Genomic DNA, 16,977 nt, shown 5'->3' on the forward strand with positions numbered 1-16,977 from the left:
CCCCCAGCGAAGCAATGTGACGGAGATCTGCGTGAGCCTGACCCACCTCGACCGTGTCCCCATCCGCCGAGCACTGATCTCGGTGTTCGACAAGACCGGTCTGGAGGAGCTGGCGCAGGGCCTGCACCGCGCCGGCGTCGCCATCGTCTCGACCGGCTCGACGGCGCAGCGCATCGCCGCAGCGGGCGTGCCCGTGACCGAGGTGTCCGAGGTCACCGGTTTCCAGGAGACGCTCGACGGCCGGGTCAAGACCCTCCACCCGAAGGTGCACGCCGGGATCCTCGCCGATCGTCGCCGCCAGGAACACATCGACCAGCTCGCCGAGCTCGACATCGAGGCGTTCGACCTCGTCGTCGTCAACCTCTACCCCTTCGTCGAGACCGTGCGGTCCGGCGCTGAGCCGGACGCCGTCGTCGAGCAGATCGACATCGGCGGACCCGCCATGGTCCGCTCCGCGGCCAAGAACCACCCCTCGGTCGCGATCGTCGTGGACCCCGCGCGGTATGCGGACGTCGTCACGGCCGCCGGTGAGGGCGGCTTCGATCTCACGGCACGACGCCGGCTGGCCGCGCTCGCCTTCGCCCACACCGCGGCCTACGACACCGCCGTCGCGTCCTGGACGGCCGAGCAGTTCGACACGGACGAAGAAGCCTTCACCTTCCCGGGGTACGCCGGTCTCGCCCTCGAGCGGTCCGAGGTACTGCGCTACGGCGAGAACCCGCACCAGCAGGCCGCGCTGTACGTCGAGAAGGGAGCCACGCCCGGCATCGCCCAGGCCGACCAGCTCCACGGCAAGGCCATGAGCTACAACAACTTCGTCGATGCCGACGCCGCGCTGCGCGCCGCCTTCGACTTCGACGAGCCCGCCGTCGCGATCATCAAGCACGCCAACCCGTGCGGTGTGGCCGTCGGGAGCGCAGACGCGGAGGATCCGATCGCGGACGCCCATGCTAAGGCGCACGCCTGCGACCCCGTGTCGGCGTTCGGTGGTGTGATCGCCGCGAACCGCGAGGTGACCGCGCGCATGGCCGCCACCGTGAAGGACATCTTCACCGAGGTCGTCATCGCTCCTTCCTTCTCCGAGGAAGCCGTGGAGATCCTCTCGCAGAAGAAGAACATCCGCCTCCTGACGCTGCCCGACGGCTACGGCCGCAATCCGGTCGAGTTCCGTCAGGTGTCCGGGGGAGTGCTCATGCAGGTCGCGGACACGCTCGACGCCGACGGCGACGACCCCGCACGCTGGACGCTCGCCGCCGGTGAGGCTGCCGACCCGGCGACCCTCGCGGACCTCGCCTTCGCCTGGAAGGCCTGCCGCGCCGCGAAGTCGAACGCCATCCTGCTCGCGTCCGACGGCGCGTCCGTCGGAGTGGGCATGGGGCAGGTCAATCGTGTGGACTCCTGCCGCCTCGCCGTCGAGCGGGCCAATTCCCTCGCCGGGACCGAGCGGGCCCGGGGGTCCGTCGCCGCGTCCGACGCTTTCTTCCCCTTCGCCGACGGATTGCAGATCCTGCTCGACGCCGGCGTCCGCGCCGTGGTCCAGCCGGGCGGCTCGGTGCGCGACCAGGAGGTCATCGACGCGGCGAACGCGGCCGGGGTCACGCTGTACCTGACCGGAGCCCGTCACTTCTTCCACTGACGCCTCAACGGGTCGCCGGGCTGACACCACCGCGCGGCGACCCGCGCCCGTCAACGCTGCCGTTCCGGGGCGCATACCGTTAGGTGATGCCCGAAGGACCTCGGTAGGTTAGAGCAGATGGGCAACCCCCAACCGACCGCACAACGCAAGAGCACCAGGGAGAAGCCACCCATGGCCAAGATCATCTACACCCACACCGACGAAGCGCCGATGCTGGCCACCTACTCGTTCCTGCCGATCATCGAGGCGTTCGCGTCCACGGCGGGCGTCGAGGTGGAAACCAGGGACATCTCGCTCTCCGGCCGCATCATCGCGCTCTTCAACGACCGCCTCCCCGAGGACCAGCAGGTGGCTGACGCGCTGGCCGAGCTCGGCGCCCTGGCGAAGACGCCGGACGCCAACATCATCAAACTGCCGAACATCAGCGCCTCGGTACCCCAGCTGAAGGCTGCGATCGCCGAGCTGCAGTCGCAGGGCTATGCCCTCCCGGACTACCCCGACCACCCCGCCACCGACGAGGAGAAGGACGTCCGCGCGCGGTACGACAAGGTCAAGGGCAGCGCCGTCAACCCCGTCCTGCGCGAGGGCAACTCGGACCGCCGCGCCCCGGCGTCGGTGAAGAACTACGCGCGCCAGAACCCGCACAGCATGGGGGCCTGGACGCCGGAGTCGAAGACGAACGTGGCGCACATGACGAGCGACGACTTCCGTTCCAACGAGCAGTCCGTCGTCATCCCCGCCGAGACGACCGTCAGTATCCAGCACGTCGCCACCGACGGCACCGTCACCGAGCTCAAGGGCGCCTTCCCGGTGCTGGCGGGAGAGGTGCTCGACGGCACGGTCCTGCGCGCCGATGCCCTCAACGCCTTCCTCAAGGCCCAGGTGGCCCGGGCGAAGGACGAGGGCGTACTGTTCTCGGCCCACCTCAAGGCCACCATGATGAAGGTCTCGGACCCCATCATCTTCGGCCACGTGGTCCGCGCCTTCCTGCCCGAGCTGTTCGAGACCTACGGCGAGCAGCTCGCGACGGCGGGCCTCAGCCCGAACAACGGCCTCGCCTCGATCATCGGTGGCCTCGACAAGCTCCCGGAGGACGTACGCGAGGGTGTCCAGCAGCTCATCGCCAAGGGCATGGAGGACGGCCCGGCGATCGCGATGGTCGATTCCGACAAGGGCATCACCAACCTGCACGTCCCCAGCGACGTGATCGTGGACGCTTCCATGCCGGCCATGATCCGCAGCTCCGGCCACATGTGGGGGCCGGACGGCGAGGAGGCGGACACGCTCGCCGTCATCCCCGACAGCAGCTACGCCGGGATCTACCAGGTCGTCATCGACGACTGCCGCGCGAACGGCGCCTTCGACCCGACCACCATGGGCACGGTTCCCAACGTGGGCCTGATGGCCCAGGCGGCCGAGGAGTACGGCAGCCACAACAAGACGTTCGAGATCCCTGCCGCCGGGAAGGTCCAGGTCGTCGACGCCGACGGCGCCGTGCTGATCGAGCACGACGTCGCTCCGGGTGACATCTGGCGCGCCTGCCAGACCAAGGATGCCGCGATCCAGGACTGGGTGAAGCTCGCCGTCACGCGCGCCCGCGCCTCGGCGACGCCGGCCGTCTTCTGGCTCGACAAGGGCCGCGCCCACGACGCCAACCTCATCGCGAAGGTCGAGGAGTACCTGGCAGCCAACGACAGCGACGACGTGACGCTCGAGATCATGACGCCGGTCGACGCCACCGCGTTCACGCTCGAGCGCATCCGCAAGGGCGAAGACACCATCTCGGTGACGGGGAACGTCCTCCGCGACTACCTGACGGACCTCTTCCCCATCCTCGAGCTGGGCACGAGCGCCAAGATGCTCTCCGTGGTGCCCCTCATGAACGGTGGCGGGCTCTTCGAGACGGGCGCCGGCGGGTCCGCTCCCAAGCACGTGCAGCAGCTCGTCAGGGAGAACCACCTGCGCTGGGACAGCCTGGGCGAGTTCCTCGCCCTCGCGGTCAGCTTCGAACACCTGGCGACGACGACGGGGAACGAGCGCGCGCAGGTCCTCGCCGACACACTGGACCGAGCCACGGGGACGTTCCTGCTCGAGAACAAGTCGCCGAGCCGCCGCGTGGGCGAGATCGACAACCGCGGCAGCCACTACTTCCTCGCCCGCTACTGGGCCGAGGAGCTGGCGAAGCAGGAGCAGGACGCGGCGCTGGCCGAGAGCTTCGCGCGCGTCGCCGAGGCGCTGACCGGCAACGAGGACACCATCGTGGCCGAGTTGCTCGAGGTCCAGGGCCGCCCGGCGGACATCGGCGGGTACTTCCACCCGGACGTCACGAAGGTCAGTCAGATCATGCGCCCTTCCGCGAAGCTGACCGAGGTCCTCGCGATCCTCGCCCCGTAACACCCCACCGAGGGATCGACAGCCGGTGGTCCGCTTGTGCGGACCACCGGCTTCTTCGTGAAACCCGTCATTTACAGGCCGCACTCCGCGGGTCTATGGTTGCACCACGGTCTCAGCCTGGGGGTGCATGTGCGATGAAGATGCGGAAGCGTCGGTCTCTCGCCACCTCTGTGCGCCTCTCACTCCTCGTCGGCGCCGGTGCCCTCGGATGGATGGCCCTCGGTGCGTCGGGCGCCTCCGCCGCCGACCTCCCCGCCGAACGCGGCCTGCTCGGGTCCGTGACGGACGTCGTCGAAACGACGGCGGCTCCCGCCCTCGCTGCTGTCACAGAGCCCGCTGCCCCGCTGGTGGCCGCGACAGGTCTGCAGCAGACACCCGTGCTTCCGCTCGTCGGTGACGTCGCCGCCCGCGTGCCCCAGCTTCTCTCGGAGCCTGTCGGCTCGGTGCTGTCACCCGTGACGACGACGGTGGACCGGACCCTTGCGCAGGTGCCCGTCGTCGGACAGATCGTTCCGACGGGAACGGTCAGCGGGATCACCACGCCGGTGACCGGCATCGTGGACGGCGCCGTCGGTGGCGTCGTCGAGCCCGTACTCGGGGTCGTTGCTCCCGTGACCGATATCGTGGCCCCCGTGGTCGAGGCGCTGCCCGTGCCAGTGGCCGTACCGCCGGTCGCCGTGCTGCCGTCCCCGGTGGTGACCGCTCCTGTCGCCGTCGTGCCGCAGGCGCCCGTCCCCGCCGAACCGGTTGAAGCCGTCGCAGTTCCGGAGCCGGCCGTGCCGACTGCCGGCTCCGCGCAGACTCCGGTCACCAGGGACGCCTCGGCCGATCCCGCGCAGGCGGCGAGCCGGATCGCGACCCCTGCGGCGATCGGAGCGATTGGCTCTCTTCCCGCTGACCTCGTTCCCTCGGCCCCGGTATCGACCGTTCTCGAGCGTCTGGTCGAGCCACTCACCAGCGTTGCGGGCGCGACCCTGACCGCCTGGGTCGCCTCGACCGACGAAACGTCCGGGGCCCTCCCGACCGTCCTGTCGTCCTTCTCGGGCGGGACGTCGTCCATGACGGGTGCGGGTTCGGCGGCACCGCTCGCGGCACTCGCTGCAGCCGCATTCCTCGTCGTCCTCCTGCTGACCGGACGGCGCGGTCACCCCGCGAACGCTGACCTTCCGTCCGGCCCCAGTTTCGATCCCGGCTCTTCTCCCGATTAGTGGTGGCCTCGCCGTGCTCTCGCGCGGCTGACGGCTCACGGTGCCACGCGCACCTCCACACCACTTTCATCACCAGGAGAACATCATGCGTACATGCGTGCAGCGAGGCCTCTACGGAGTCCTCCTAGCCGGGGGCGTCGTCGTCCTCGGAGCAGGAGCAGCGACAGCTGCGGACCTGTCATCATCGTCGACGACATCACTGACGGCGCCAACCACCGGGGTATTCACAGCGGGGGCGGAGGCAGGCCTTGCCGCCGCCATCGTTGCGCCACTGCAGGCGGGTACGACCAGCGGGGCGATCATCGACATCACCGCGGTGGCCCTCGGCGCCTCATCCGGCGCCTCTCCAGGCCTCGCGGGCTCATCCGACGGTCTGTTGGACGGCGGCCTCCTCAATGGGGGCCTGCTGAACGGGAACGTGGTCTCTCCGGAGGTCGTGGTACCCGTGAACGTGTCGGGAAATTCGCTGTCGGTGGTCGGGGATTCATCGTCGACCGGGACGTCGGGTTCGACCGGTTCGACCAGCGGTTCTGCCCCGGTGCCTGCCCCGGCCCCAGTCGGGAACAGCCTCCTCGGCGGGGGTCTGCTGGATGGGAACGTGATCTCTCCTGAGATCGTGGTGCCCGTGAACGTGTCGGGGAATTCGGTGTCGGTGGTCGGGGATTCATCGTCGACCGGGACGTCGGGTTCGACCGGTACCGGAGGCACGGGTGGGACCGTGGGGGGTCCGACCGGTGGGTTCGTCGACGGCGGGATCCTCGACGGCGGGATCCTCGACGGTAATGTCATCGCACCTGTGGTCACTGTTCCGGTGAATGTCAGCTGCAATGGCGTGACCCTGATCGGTGACAGCTCCTCGGATTGCACCACCGGCTCGGCCGGGGGCACGACGGGTGGCAGCACGGGTGGGACCGTGGGGGGTCCGACCGGTGACTACGTCGACGGCGGGATCCTCGACGGGAATGTGATCGCTCCTGTGGTCACTGTTCCGGTGAATGTCAGCTGCAATGGCGTGACCCTGATCGGTGACAGCTCCTCGGATTGCACCACCGGCTCGGCCGGGGGCACGACGGGTGGCAGCACCGGCGGAAACACCGGCGGGAACACCGGCGGGGGCATCCTGGACGGCGGGATCCTCGACGGGAACGTCATCGCTCCTGTGGTCACTGTTCCGGTGAATGTCAGCTGTAATGGCGTGAGCCTGATCGGTGACAGCTCCTCGGATTGCACCACCGGCTCAGCCGGGGGCGCGACGGGTGGCAGCACCGGCGGAAACACCGGCGGGAACACCGGCGGTGGCATCCTGGACGGCGGGATCCTCGACGGGAATGTGATCGCTCCTGTGGTCACCGTTCCGGTGAATGTCAGCTGCAATGGCGTGAGCCTGATCGGTGACAGCTCCTCGGATTGCACCACCGGCTCGACCGGGGGCACGACGGGTGGAAACACCGGCGGAAACACCGGCGGAAACACCGGCGGAAACACCGGCGGGGGCATCCTGGACGGCGGGATCCTCGACGGGAACGTCATCACACCGGTGATCACCGTGCCGGTCGTGATCGGATGCAACGGACTCACCCTGATCGGGGATAGCAACACCGAGTGCGGGACGGGCTCAACCACGCCGACGACGCCGACGACGCCGACGACTCCGACGACGCCGACGGCGCCGACGACGCCGACCACCCCGACGACGCCGACCACCCCGACGACGCCGACGACTCCGACGACTCCGACCACGCCGACCACCCCGGCCAGTCCGACGACGCCGACCACCCCGACCGATCCCGCAGATCCGGATACCGGCGGGGCCCCCACGGGCCCCACGACCCCCGGACCAGTCCCCACGGGAACAGGTACACCTGCACCGGGCACCGTCTCGGTCGCCAGCGGCACCGTGAAGGTCACCGCTCCGGCCGCGTCGCTGTCACCCGGCAAGGCTGCCGGCCAGGCGGCGGGGGCAGTCACCGCCCCGACGGCGCTGGCTTCGACGGGCTTCGCCGAGCAGCACATCGTCCTGTTCGGCTCGCTCCTGGTGCTCGGTGGCCTGGGTGGGCTGGTGCTCGCGCGCCGCGGCAGGGCATCCGTCTAGGCGGATTTGGCAGGACGAACGAAAGGACGGGCCCCGGCAGCAGTGGCTGCGGGGGCCCGTCCTTCGGCGCGCCGGTTGGCTCAGGCGTCGTCGTTGGCGTACCGGAGCCCGATCTGCGCCCGGACGTCATCCAGCAGGTGCATGGTCCTGAGAGTGTCACTGATCGGCATCGTCGGGCTCTCCGTCAGGCCCTCCTGGATACAGCGGGTCACCTCGCGCAGCTCGTAGGTGTACCCGGCGCCCACCTGCTCGAAGTGCTCCACGCGGACCTTGTCGGGCCCTGCACTGATCGTCAGTTCCCGGGGGTTGTGCAGCGGTCCGCCGCCGGTCTTCAGCCAGCCCTCGGACCCGCAGACGGTGGCCTGACCCGGGCAGGACGCGATGAACGACGACGACAGCTGCGCATAGGCTCCGTTCCCATAGCTGAGCGTGACCGCAGCCTGCAGGTCGACGCCGTCGTCGTTGAGGGTGCCCACCGCAGACACGGAATCGGGGAAGCCGAGCGAGCCGAGCGCCCAGGTCAGCGGGTACACGGTGAGGTCGAGGAGGGCGCCGCCTCCGGCCTTCGGATCCCACAGCCGGCTCGTCGGATCCTCCGGCGCCGCGAAGCCCAGATCGCCCTGCACCCACCGGATGTCACCGAGCTCGCCGGCGTGGATGATCTCCCAGGCGCGGTTCACGCTCGGCAGGAAGCGGGTCCACACCGCTTCCATCATGAACAGTCCGCGCTCGGCGGCGAGGGCGGCGAGTTCCTCGGCCTCGACGGCATTGATCGTGAAGGGCTTCTCGCACAGGACGTGCTTGCCGCCGGTCAGTGCAGCCTTCGCGACGTCGTAGTGCTGCCCGTGCGGCGTGGTGATGTAGACGACGTCGACGTCGGGGTCATCCACGAGGCGCTGGTAGCCGGCCACGTCGCCGTCGTTGCCGTAGCTGGTGGCGAAGCCGAAGCGCTCGGCGAAGGCTGCTGCGCTCTCGGCACTGCGGGAGCTGACCGCGTGGAGCACGGCATCCTCGAGCAGGGCGATGTCCGCCGTGACCTTGGAGGCGATGCCGCCGGTGGCGATGACGCCCCACTTCAGGGGTCGGCCCGTCGCCGTGATCGGGCTGGGGGCGCCTGCTTCCGCGCAGGGGGGAACGGCGATTCTGGTCTGAGGGTTCATGGACCTATCCTTGCCGCTGACGGGTGCCGCGTCCATCGGCCTGCGCCGGATGGGCGAGGAACCGCACTCGCGTGCATCCTTCCCTCCGGCCGGTGCACGAAAAGATGCCCCGGCCGAAGCCGGGGCATCTCCTCAGGACTGCTGTCGCTCGAACCCGGACTACGGGTTCGTGATCGCCGACAGCGTGGGGTCGTCGGCGTAGGCGTCCGCCGCGTTGTCCTTGGTGACGATCTGCGGCTCGAGGAGGAATGCGGGAACGGTCTTCACGCCGTTCTCGTAGGAGTCGGGATCGTTGATCTCGGGCTCCTCGCCGGCCTGGAGGTTGCCGACCATGGTGATCGACTGCTCCACGAGTGCGCGGGTGTCCTTGTTGATGGTGGAGTACTGCTTGCCCTCCATGATGGACTTCACGGACTCGACCTCGGAGTCCTGGCCCGTGACGACCGGCAGGGTCTTGCCGGCACCCTCCACGGAGGTCAGGATCGCACGGGCGAGCGTGTCGTTGGGGGAGAGGACGCCGTCGAGCTCTGTGGAGCCGTAGCTGCCGGAGAGCAGCGTGTCCGCACGCTTCTGGGCGTTCTCGGCCTTCCAGCCCTGGGTGACAGCCTGCTCGAAGGTCGTCTGCCCGGAGGCGACGACGAGGTTGCCGTTGTCGATCTCGGGCTGGAGGATGCTCATGGCGCCGTCGAAGAAGACCTTCGCATTGGCGTCGTCGGGTGATCCGGCGAAGAGCTCGATGTTGTAGGGGCCTTCGGGCTTGGCGGCCTTCATGCCGTCGAGGAGGGCCTGGCCCTGCAGCTCGCCGACCTTGAAGTTGTCGTAGGCCACGTAGTAGTCGACCGCGTCGGTGTTCAGGAGCAGGCGGTCGTAGGCGATGACCGTGATACCGGCCTCCTTGGCCTGCGCGAGCTGGGTGCCGAGCTGGGCGCCGTCGATGGCACCGACGATCAGGACCTTCACACCGTTGGTGATCATGGAGCTGATCTGGTTCTGCTGCTCGGAGACACCGCCGTTGGCGAACTGCACGTCCGGCTCGTAGCCGGCCTCGGTCAGGCCGTCGTTGAACAGCTTCTCCGCGAGGACCCAGTTCTCCGAGGTCTTCTGGGGCAGTGCGACGCCGATGGAGGAACCTGCCTCGAAGCCCGTCGCAGCGGCGGATTCTCCGCCTTCCGTGGCCGGGGCTGCTTCTTCGCGACCGCAGCCGGTCAGCGCCAGTGCTGAAATCGCAGCGATCGCTGCGAAGGACTTTGCGAACTTACGCATTGCTTTCTCTTTCTGTTGCTCGTGCTCTGGTGGACGGGTGGAGCATTGGGTCCGGGTGCCCGGTAGTGGCGGGCGCCTAGACGTCGTGGGAGATGACTTCCTTCGTTCCGACGGCCTGCTCCGTGGGAGCGGGTTTCGGGGCTTCGGCGTCGGCCTTTCGGCTGCCGCCACCTCCGCCGAAGTTCCTGGTGAGCAGGCCGATGATCGACGGCTTGCCCTGGCTCTTGTTGTAGACGTCGAAGGCGACCGCGACGAGGAGGACGATGCCCTTGATGATCTGGGTGTCGTCGGCGCCGGCTCCGAGCAGCTGCAGGCCGTTGTTGAGGACGGCCATCACGAGTCCGCCGATGATCGAACCGACCACGGTGCCGACGCCGCCGGTCACGGCCGCGCCACCGATGAAGACCGCCGCGATGGCGTCCAGTTCCCATCCGACGCCGTCGGACGGCCCGGATGCCGTGGACCGGCCCACGAAGATCATCCCGGCGAGCGCCGCGAGGATCGACATGTTCATCATGACCATGAAGTTCACGCGCTTGCTCTGCACGCCGGACAGCTCGGCGGCGTGACGGTTGCCACCGACGGCGTAGACGTGGCGGCCGAGGATGGTCTTGTTCGAGATGAACGCGTAGATGATGACCAGGACGCCGAGGATCAGGCCGGGGACGGGGAAGGAGGTGCCCGGACGGCCCGTCGCGAAGAGGTACGTCGCGTACAGGATGACGGCGGAGAGCAGGACGACCTTCACGATGGGCACCCAGGTGGGGGGCACCGTCGCGCCGATCTTCTCGAGCTTGCGACGGCCGCGGACTTCGCTGTAGACGACGAACGCGACGAGTGCGAAGCCGATCAGCAGGGTCAGGTTGTTGTAGCCGAGATCCGGTCCCACCTCGGGGAGGTAGCCCGCACCGAGGTAGCGGAAGCCCTCGGGCACCGGCACGGTGAGGGAGTTGCCGACCGACTGGTTGGCACCCCGGAACAGGAGCATCCCCGCGAGGGTCACGATGAAGGCCGGGATGCCGACGTAGGCCACCCAGAAGCCCTGCCAGATGCCGATGACCGCACCGAGCACGAGGCCGAGGAGGACGCCGAGGTACCAGGGGATACCCCAGTCACGCATCGCGATGGCGACGACGATGCCGACGAAGGCCGCGATGGAGCCCACCGAGAGGTCGATGTGCCCGGCGATGATGACGAGCACCATGCCGATGGCGAGGATCAGGATGTAGGAGTTGCCGTTGAACAGGTTCATCATGTTCACGGACGTGAGTGTCTTGCCGCCGGTCTGCCACTGGAAGAACACGACCAGCGCGACCAGGGCGAAGATCATCCCGAACTGGCGGGTGTTCCCGCCGAAGATTTGTTTGAAGGAATTCATGGTGTGTCTTTCCTAGGAGCGTCGGTCAGGCAGCGGTTCGGCTGGCGGTCATGCGTTTCATCAGGGACTCCTGATTGGCGTCCTCGCGGGTCAGTTCCCCGGTGATGGCGCCTTCGAAGATCGTGTAGATGCGGTCGGAGAGACCGAGCAGTTCAGGCAGTTCGGAGGAGATGACGATGACGCCCTTCCCCTGGTCCGCCAGTTTCTGGATGATGCCGTAGATCTCGTACTTCGCACCGACGTCGATCCCGCGCGTGGGCTCGTCGAGGATGAGCAGATCGGGGTCGGTGAACATCCATTTCGCGAGGACCACCTTCTGCTGGTTCCCGCCGGACAGCTTGGCCACACCCTCGTTGACGCTCGGCGTCTTGGTGCGCAGCGACTTCCGGTATTCCTCGGCGACGCGGAACTCCTCGTCCTTGTCGACGACGAGGCCGTGCGTGATGCGCTGCAGGTCGGCCGAGACCGTGGTGGTCTTGATGTCGTCCAGGAGGTTCAGTCCCAGCGACTTGCGGTCCTCGGTGACATAGGCGAGGCCGGCCTTGATGGCCTGGGGCACCGAGCGCAGCGTCACCTCCTTGCCGTCGATGAGGATCTGCCCGGACTTGAAGTTCCCGTAGGAGCGGCCGAAGACCGAACGCACCAGCTCGGTCCGCCCGGCGCCCATCAGCCCGGCGAAGCCGACGATCTCGCCACGTCGGACGTGGAAGCTCGAGTTCTTGCAGACGAGGCGGTCCGCCACGGTGGGGTGGGCCACGGTCCAGTCGCGCACCTCGAAGAACGTCTCGCCGATGTTGGGCGTGTGGTCGGGGAACCTCGACTCGAGCGAGCGGCCCACCATGCCTCGGATGATGCGGTCCTCGTCGACGCCGTCGTCCTTGACGTGAAGCGTCTCGATCGACTTGCCGTCGCGGATGATGGTGATCGAGTCGGCGATCTGCTCGATCTCGTTGAGCTTGTGCGAGATCATGATGCAGGAGATCCCCTTGGACCGCAGGCCCGACATGAGGTCCAGCAGGTGCTGGGAGTCCGATTCGTTGAGGGCCGCCGTCGGCTCGTCGAGGATGAGCAGCTTCACGGACTTGTTGAGTGCCTTCGCGATCTCGACGAGCTGCTGCTTGCCCACCCCGATGTCCTTGACCTTCGTGATCGGGTCCTCGCGGAGCCCCACGCGGGCCATCAGCTCGAGGGTGGTCCGGTTCACGTAGTCCCAGTCGATCACGCCGAACCGGGTGGGCTCGTTCCCGAGGAAGATGTTCTCGGCGATGGACAGCTCGGGGATCAGCGCGAGTTCCTGGTGGATGATCACGATCCCGGCCGCTTCGCTGGAGCGGATGTCCTTGAACTGGACCTCCTGGCCCTGGAACACGATGTCGCCGGAGTAGTCGCCGTAGGGGTAGAGGCCCGAGAGCACCTTCATGAGGGTGGACTTCCCGGCACCGTTCTCGCCGCAGATGGCGTGGATCTCGCCGGCCCGGACCTCGAGCGAGACGTCGGAGAGGGCTTTGACTCCCGGGAACTCCTTGGTGATGGAGCGCATCTCCAGGATGGTGTGGTTGTTCATGGGGCCTCCCGCGGCGACGGCGTTGTCTTGGTGCAGGCCAACCTCGACCCGAAAGAATTGAACACGCTGGTATGCCTTGTCGTCAACTGTTGAACACAAAGCACGGAGAAAACAGAGGAAAACTTCAGGCTGAGCTGGCGAGCGCGGGAGCGAGCCCCTGCTGTGCCAGGACGACGGCGGCCGCTCCGAGGGCTTCGGCGCGATCGCCGAGCGAGGACATGCAGACGTTCGTCGTGTCACCGATGATCGGCACGGCGTGCCGGGCGAGGCCACGCCGCACGGGCTCCAGCAAAATCTCCCCGAGACCGGTCAGGGGCCCTCCGATGACGATCGTCTCGGGGTTGATGAGGTTCGCCATGTGCGCGAGTGCGCGGCCGATGGCCACGCCGGCGTCGTCGATCACGCGCAGCGCCGCGGTATCACCGGCGAGCACCCAGTCGATGATCCGCTGCGTGTCCACCGTCTCGTTGCTGCCCCGGCCGAGGAGTTCGATCATGGTGGACGTCGACGCCACCGTCTCGAGGCAGCCGCGGTTGCCGCACCGGCAGATGACACCCTGCTCGTTGATGGTCGTGTGGCCCAGCTCGCCGGTCACCCCGACGTTGCCGTAGTAGAGCGAGCCGTTCAGCACCAGCCCGGCACCGATGCCCGATCCCACCTTCATGAACATCAGGTTGTCGACAGCACTGTGCGGGCCCCAGGTCACCTGTGCCAGGGCGCCGAGGTTCGCGTCGTTGTCGATGAAGACGGGAACCCGCAGTCGTTCGCTGAAGGTCTCGTGGATGTTGATGCCGACCCACTCCGGCAGGATGGCGCCCTGCACCACGGTTCCGGTGCGCCTGTCGATCGGTCCGGGGATGCCGATCCCGGCACCGAGGAGCGCGCGGCGGCGGATGCCGCCGTTCTCCAGGAGGGAATCGAGGAGGTCGGACGCCGCGGTCAGTCCGTCGACTGCACTGTGCCCGAGGGGGAGCGCGACGGACGCCTCCTGCAGCACGCGGTAGTTCGGGCTGGCGAGGACCACCCGGAGGTGGCGGCGCCCGATGTCGATCCCCGCGGCGACCTGCCCGTTGTCGTTGAGGATCACCGAGAGGGCGCGGCGGCCGGAACTCGTGGTGGGTGCAGTACTGACGATGCCGGTCGCCGCCATCACCTTGACGATGTTGGAGACCGTCGCCGTCGAGAGGCCGGTCTGCCGGGAGAGTTCGGCCTGGGTCTGCGGCCCGCCGCTCATCAGTGCCGCGATGACGCGCTGCTGGTTCTGCTCGCGCAGTGCGGACTGGGAGCCCGGCTTGGGAAGCGGGGCGCTCAGGCTTGTCCTCGCCGTCGAGGGGGAGTCTGCGGGCATGATCCCAAGGGTGCCGTAGCTCCCGCTTGTAGTCAAGAAGTTAACGCTTGGCGGTACTCATGGGCGAGAAGCCTGTAGTCGGCAGCGTTCGCTCGGACGCCGTCCACCTCGCCGTCGTCCAGCGTCCGGCGCACCTTCGCGGGGACACCGGCGACCAGGGAGCGGGGCGGGACCACCGTGCCCTCGAGCACGACGGCGCCGGCCGCCACGAGGGAGCCGGTACCGATGACGGCGCCGTTCATGACGGTCGCGCTCATGCCGATCAGGCAGTCGTCCTCGATGGTGCAGCCGTGCACCACGGCACTGTGGCCGACACTGACGCGGTCGCCGATGCGCGCCGGGAAACCCGGATCGGCATGCACCACCACATTGTCCTGGAGGTTCGTCCCCTCCCCGACGCTGATGGAGGAGGTGTCCGCGCGCAGGGTGGCGCCGAAGAACACGCTCGCGTGCCCGCCGATCGTCACCTCCCCGATGAGGGAGGCGGTGGGGGCGACGAAGGCGGAGTCGGAGACGCGGGGAGTCCTGCCGCGGAAGGTGTGGTTGGCCATGCCGCCAGCCTAGGCGACGCCTCCCGCGGCGGCGGGACGATCAGTTGAAGACGATGGTCCTGCGGCCGTCGAGGAGGACGCGCCGTTCCGCGTGCCATTGCACGGCCTGCACCAGGGCGCGGCCCTCGAGTTCCCGGCCGATCGCGGTAAGCTGCTCGGCCGTCCGCGCGTGGTCCACGCGGATGACCTCCTGTTCGATGATCGGGCCCTCGTCCAGGGCACCCGTGACGTAGTGGGCTGTCGCACCGATGAGCTTGACGCCGCGGGCATGGGCCTGGTGGTAGGGCCGTGCCCCCTTGAAGGACGGCAGGAACGAGTGGTGGATGTTGATCGCCCTGCCCAGGAGGTCACCGCAGAGCCGGTCACTGAGGATCTGCATGTACCGCGCCAGGACCACCAGTTCGACGTCGTGCTGCCGCATCAGCGCACGCAGTGCGTCCTCCGCCTCGTCCTTGGTCTCCGGCGTGACCGGGATGTGGTGGAACTCGATGCCGTAGAAGGCGGCGAGGTCCTCGAGGTCCCGGTGGTTCGACACGATGACGGGGATGTCGATGGCGAGGGTGCCCGAGCGGTGCTGGAAGAGGAGGTCGTTGAGGCAGTGCGCTGCTTTCGAGACCATGATGAGGGTCCGGGTCCGGCGGGAGGCCTCGTTGAGCGACCACTCCATGCCGAACTCGCGGGCCACCGGTTCCAGGGCGGTGCGGAGCCCGTCCGCGGACGCCTCCGTGGTCAGGGCGACGCGCATGAAGAACGTGCCCGTCTCCGGGCTGCCGTACTGCTGGGATTCCGTGATGTTCGCGCCGAGTCCCACGAGGGCGCCGGAGACGCCGTGGACGATTCCCGGCCTGTCGGGGCAGGAGAGCGTCAGGGAGTAGGACGAGGGCGGACGGGAGGTCTCGGGGGAGGTCACCTACGCCAGATTACCGGCCACTGCCCGCCCGGCGCCCGCGCGGAGCCGTGTGACGGCGGCGACCGCCGCCGCCCGTCCGGCGCGGGAGGCCCCGCGGGTCGAGGCGGACGCACCGTAGCCCACGAGCAGGAGTCGGGGCTCCTTCGCCACATGGACCCCGTCCATCAGGATGCCGCCCCCGGGTTCGCGGAGGCGCAGCGGTGCGAGATGGTCCAGGGCGGCGCGGAACCCGGTGGCCCACAGGACGGCGTCGACGGGTTCCACCGACCCGTCCGCGAAGACGGCCGAATGCTCTCGGAGTTCGGCGAGGGGCCCGCGGGAGACCAGGATCCCGGCGTCGATCCCGGCCCGGTACTGCGCCGTGAGCGACAGCCCGGTGACGGAGACGACGCTGGCGGGCGGCAGCCCCGCGGCGGTCCGTGCGTTGACCTCCGCCTCGACCTCGCGACCCCACTCCGGATCGAAGGCGCGGCGCGTGAACGACGGCGGTCGGCGTGTCGACCAGACGGGTGCAGCTCCGGCCTCGTGGAGCTGCAGGACGAACTGCACCGCGGACGTACCGCCGCCGACGACCAGCACGCGCTGTCCCTCGAACTCCGCTGCCGAGCGGTAGTCGTGCGTGTGGAGCTGCCGGCCCGCGAAGACGTCCCGGCCGCGGTAGTAGGGCCAGTACGGGCGGTCCCAGGTACCGGTCGCACTGATGACGACGTCGGCGATCCAGGTACCCGCCGTCGTCGTGATGCGCAGCGGTCCGTCTCCGTGGCCGGACGAACCGGCCGGCCCGTCCTCTGGCTCCACCGCCAGGACGGAGACGGGACGGTGCACGGGGAGGTGGAAGGTCCGCTCGTACGCGCCGTAGTAGCGGGACACGACATCGGCCGCCGGTTCCTTCGGGTCCGGTGTTCCGAGCGGTAGGCCGGGCAGGTCGTGGAGCGCGTGCGCGGCGTCGAAGGTGAGGGCGGGCCAGCGGTGCAGCCAGGCGCCACCGGGCGCCGGATTCGCATCGAGGACGACGACGTCGCGCTCTGCCTCCAGCCCCCGGCGCAGGAGGTGGTAGGCACTGCTGAGGCCGGCCTGGCCGGCGCCGATGACGAGGACGCGCACGCGCCCGGCGCCACCGGTCCCTGCGCCCGCCCGCACCGGCGTATCACCGGGGGTTGTCCGGTCCATCGCGTCCCACCTCTCCTGGCGGTCCCGGTCTCCGGGCCCGCTCACTCTCAGCGAACGGCCGGGCAGTGGTGACTATTCCGGGCTCCGCGTCATCGCGTGGCGGTCGCCGCTCGGGAGCGGCTAGCATGGGAGCGTCGCGACTGGCGTAGGGTGGGCAACCACCAGGAAGCGGCGTGGAGCTGCCGCCGTCCTCCGGGCGCGGCGCGGACTTCCAGTGCAGACCACGGATCGCACGCCTGGGCCGCGGGTCACGTTTCATGAGCGGCCGGGGCACGGACCAGCGGTCCGACGCCCGCCCGCGAC

Annotated in this window: 12 protein-coding genes; 4 read left to right on the forward strand and 8 right to left on the reverse strand. The window is 68.7% G+C overall.

Annotation, left to right across the window (positions count from 1 at the left end; genetic code table 11):
* The first annotated feature begins 31 nt into the window (after positions 1-31).
* The 4 genes from purH (at position 32) to NVV32_RS03935 (ending at position 7,330) form a co-directional block, all read left to right on the forward strand.
* Entirely contained in the window at positions 32-1,636 is a 1,605-nt protein-coding gene (gene purH / locus NVV32_RS03920) for a bifunctional phosphoribosylaminoimidazolecarboxamide formyltransferase/IMP cyclohydrolase (protein ID WP_422391463.1), read from the forward strand.
* A 171-nt stretch (positions 1,637-1,807) separates the two neighbouring features.
* Positions 1,808-4,030, forward strand: a complete 2,223-nt coding sequence (locus NVV32_RS03925) for an NADP-dependent isocitrate dehydrogenase (RefSeq protein ID WP_055770008.1) — start codon at positions 1,808-1,810, stop codon at positions 4,028-4,030.
* A 134-nt stretch (positions 4,031-4,164) separates the two neighbouring features.
* A complete protein-coding gene (locus NVV32_RS03930; RefSeq protein ID WP_422391464.1) occupies positions 4,165-5,238 on the forward strand; it encodes a hypothetical protein in 1,074 nt (357 codons plus the stop codon).
* An 85-nt stretch (positions 5,239-5,323) separates the two neighbouring features.
* On the forward strand, positions 5,324-7,330 hold the full coding sequence (locus NVV32_RS03935) for a hypothetical protein (RefSeq protein ID WP_422391465.1): 2,007 nt from the start codon (positions 5,324-5,326) through the stop codon (positions 7,328-7,330).
* Positions 7,331-7,410: 80 nt separating this feature from the next.
* Here the strand turns inward: NVV32_RS03935 and NVV32_RS03940 are convergent, their stop codons facing one another.
* From NVV32_RS03940 to NVV32_RS03975, 8 genes are all read right to left on the reverse strand, one after another.
* Complete coding sequence (locus NVV32_RS03940; protein WP_422391466.1) at positions 7,411-8,490, reverse strand: Gfo/Idh/MocA family protein; 1,080 nt, start codon at positions 8,488-8,490, stop codon at positions 7,411-7,413.
* Between the two features lie 159 nt (positions 8,491-8,649).
* Positions 8,650-9,753, reverse strand: coding sequence for a sugar-binding protein (locus NVV32_RS03945; RefSeq protein WP_055770021.1), 1,104 nt, complete (start codon positions 9,751-9,753; stop codon positions 8,650-8,652).
* Between the two features lie 76 nt (positions 9,754-9,829).
* On the reverse strand, positions 9,830-11,131 hold the full coding sequence (mmsB, locus tag NVV32_RS03950) for a multiple monosaccharide ABC transporter permease (RefSeq protein ID WP_055770024.1): 1,302 nt from the start codon (positions 11,129-11,131) through the stop codon (positions 9,830-9,832).
* A 25-nt stretch (positions 11,132-11,156) separates the two neighbouring features.
* Entirely contained in the window at positions 11,157-12,695 is a 1,539-nt protein-coding gene (mmsA, locus tag NVV32_RS03955; protein ID WP_152815606.1) for a multiple monosaccharide ABC transporter ATP-binding protein, read from the reverse strand.
* Between the two features lie 124 nt (positions 12,696-12,819).
* Entirely contained in the window at positions 12,820-14,043 is a 1,224-nt protein-coding gene (locus NVV32_RS03960; RefSeq protein WP_055770029.1) for an ROK family transcriptional regulator, read from the reverse strand.
* A gap of 32 nt (positions 14,044-14,075) precedes the next feature.
* Positions 14,076-14,594: a gamma carbonic anhydrase family protein gene (locus NVV32_RS03965; RefSeq protein WP_055770032.1), complete on the reverse strand. Its 519-nt coding sequence runs from the start codon at positions 14,592-14,594 to the stop codon at positions 14,076-14,078.
* 40 nt (positions 14,595-14,634) lie between these two features.
* Positions 14,635-15,504 (reverse strand): formyltetrahydrofolate deformylase, encoded by an 870-nt coding sequence (gene purU, locus NVV32_RS03970; protein WP_422391467.1) that lies wholly within the window; start codon positions 15,502-15,504, stop codon positions 14,635-14,637.
* Positions 15,505-16,674 carry an FAD-dependent oxidoreductase gene (locus tag NVV32_RS03975; protein ID WP_422391468.1) on the reverse strand — a complete coding sequence of 390 codons (1,170 nt, stop codon included), beginning with the start codon at positions 16,672-16,674 and terminating at the stop codon, positions 15,505-15,507. It lies immediately after the preceding gene.
* Positions 16,675-16,977 lie beyond the last annotated feature (303 nt).

Origin of the sequence: Arthrobacter sp. N1, assembly GCF_048288285.1 — a bacterium.
GTDB lineage: Bacteria > Actinomycetota > Actinomycetes > Actinomycetales > Micrococcaceae > Arthrobacter_D.

What these genes read in the sequence shown, in the direction of transcription:
- mmsA (WP_152815606.1), bottom strand. Translation starts at nt 12,695, where the DNA reads ATGAACAACCACACCATCCTGGAGATGCGCTCCATCACCAAGGAGTTC.
- NVV32_RS03975 (WP_422391468.1), bottom strand. Translation starts at nt 16,674, where the DNA reads ATGGACCGGACAACCCCCGGTGATACGCCGGTGCGGGCGGGCGCAGGG.
- NVV32_RS03935 (WP_422391465.1), top strand. Translation starts at nt 5,324, where the DNA reads ATGCGTACATGCGTGCAGCGAGGCCTCTACGGAGTCCTCCTAGCCGGG.
- mmsB (WP_055770024.1), bottom strand. Translation starts at nt 11,131, where the DNA reads ATGAATTCCTTCAAACAAATCTTCGGCGGGAACACCCGCCAGTTCGGG.
- NVV32_RS03940 (WP_422391466.1), bottom strand. Translation starts at nt 8,490, where the DNA reads ATGAACCCTCAGACCAGAATCGCCGTTCCCCCCTGCGCGGAAGCAGGC.
- NVV32_RS03925 (WP_055770008.1), top strand. Translation starts at nt 1,808, where the DNA reads ATGGCCAAGATCATCTACACCCACACCGACGAAGCGCCGATGCTGGCC.
- NVV32_RS03930 (WP_422391464.1), top strand. Translation starts at nt 4,165, where the DNA reads ATGAAGATGCGGAAGCGTCGGTCTCTCGCCACCTCTGTGCGCCTCTCA.
- NVV32_RS03960 (WP_055770029.1), bottom strand. Translation starts at nt 14,043, where the DNA reads ATGCCCGCAGACTCCCCCTCGACGGCGAGGACAAGCCTGAGCGCCCCG.
- NVV32_RS03965 (WP_055770032.1), bottom strand. Translation starts at nt 14,594, where the DNA reads ATGGCCAACCACACCTTCCGCGGCAGGACTCCCCGCGTCTCCGACTCC.
- NVV32_RS03945 (WP_055770021.1), bottom strand. Translation starts at nt 9,753, where the DNA reads ATGCGTAAGTTCGCAAAGTCCTTCGCAGCGATCGCTGCGATTTCAGCA.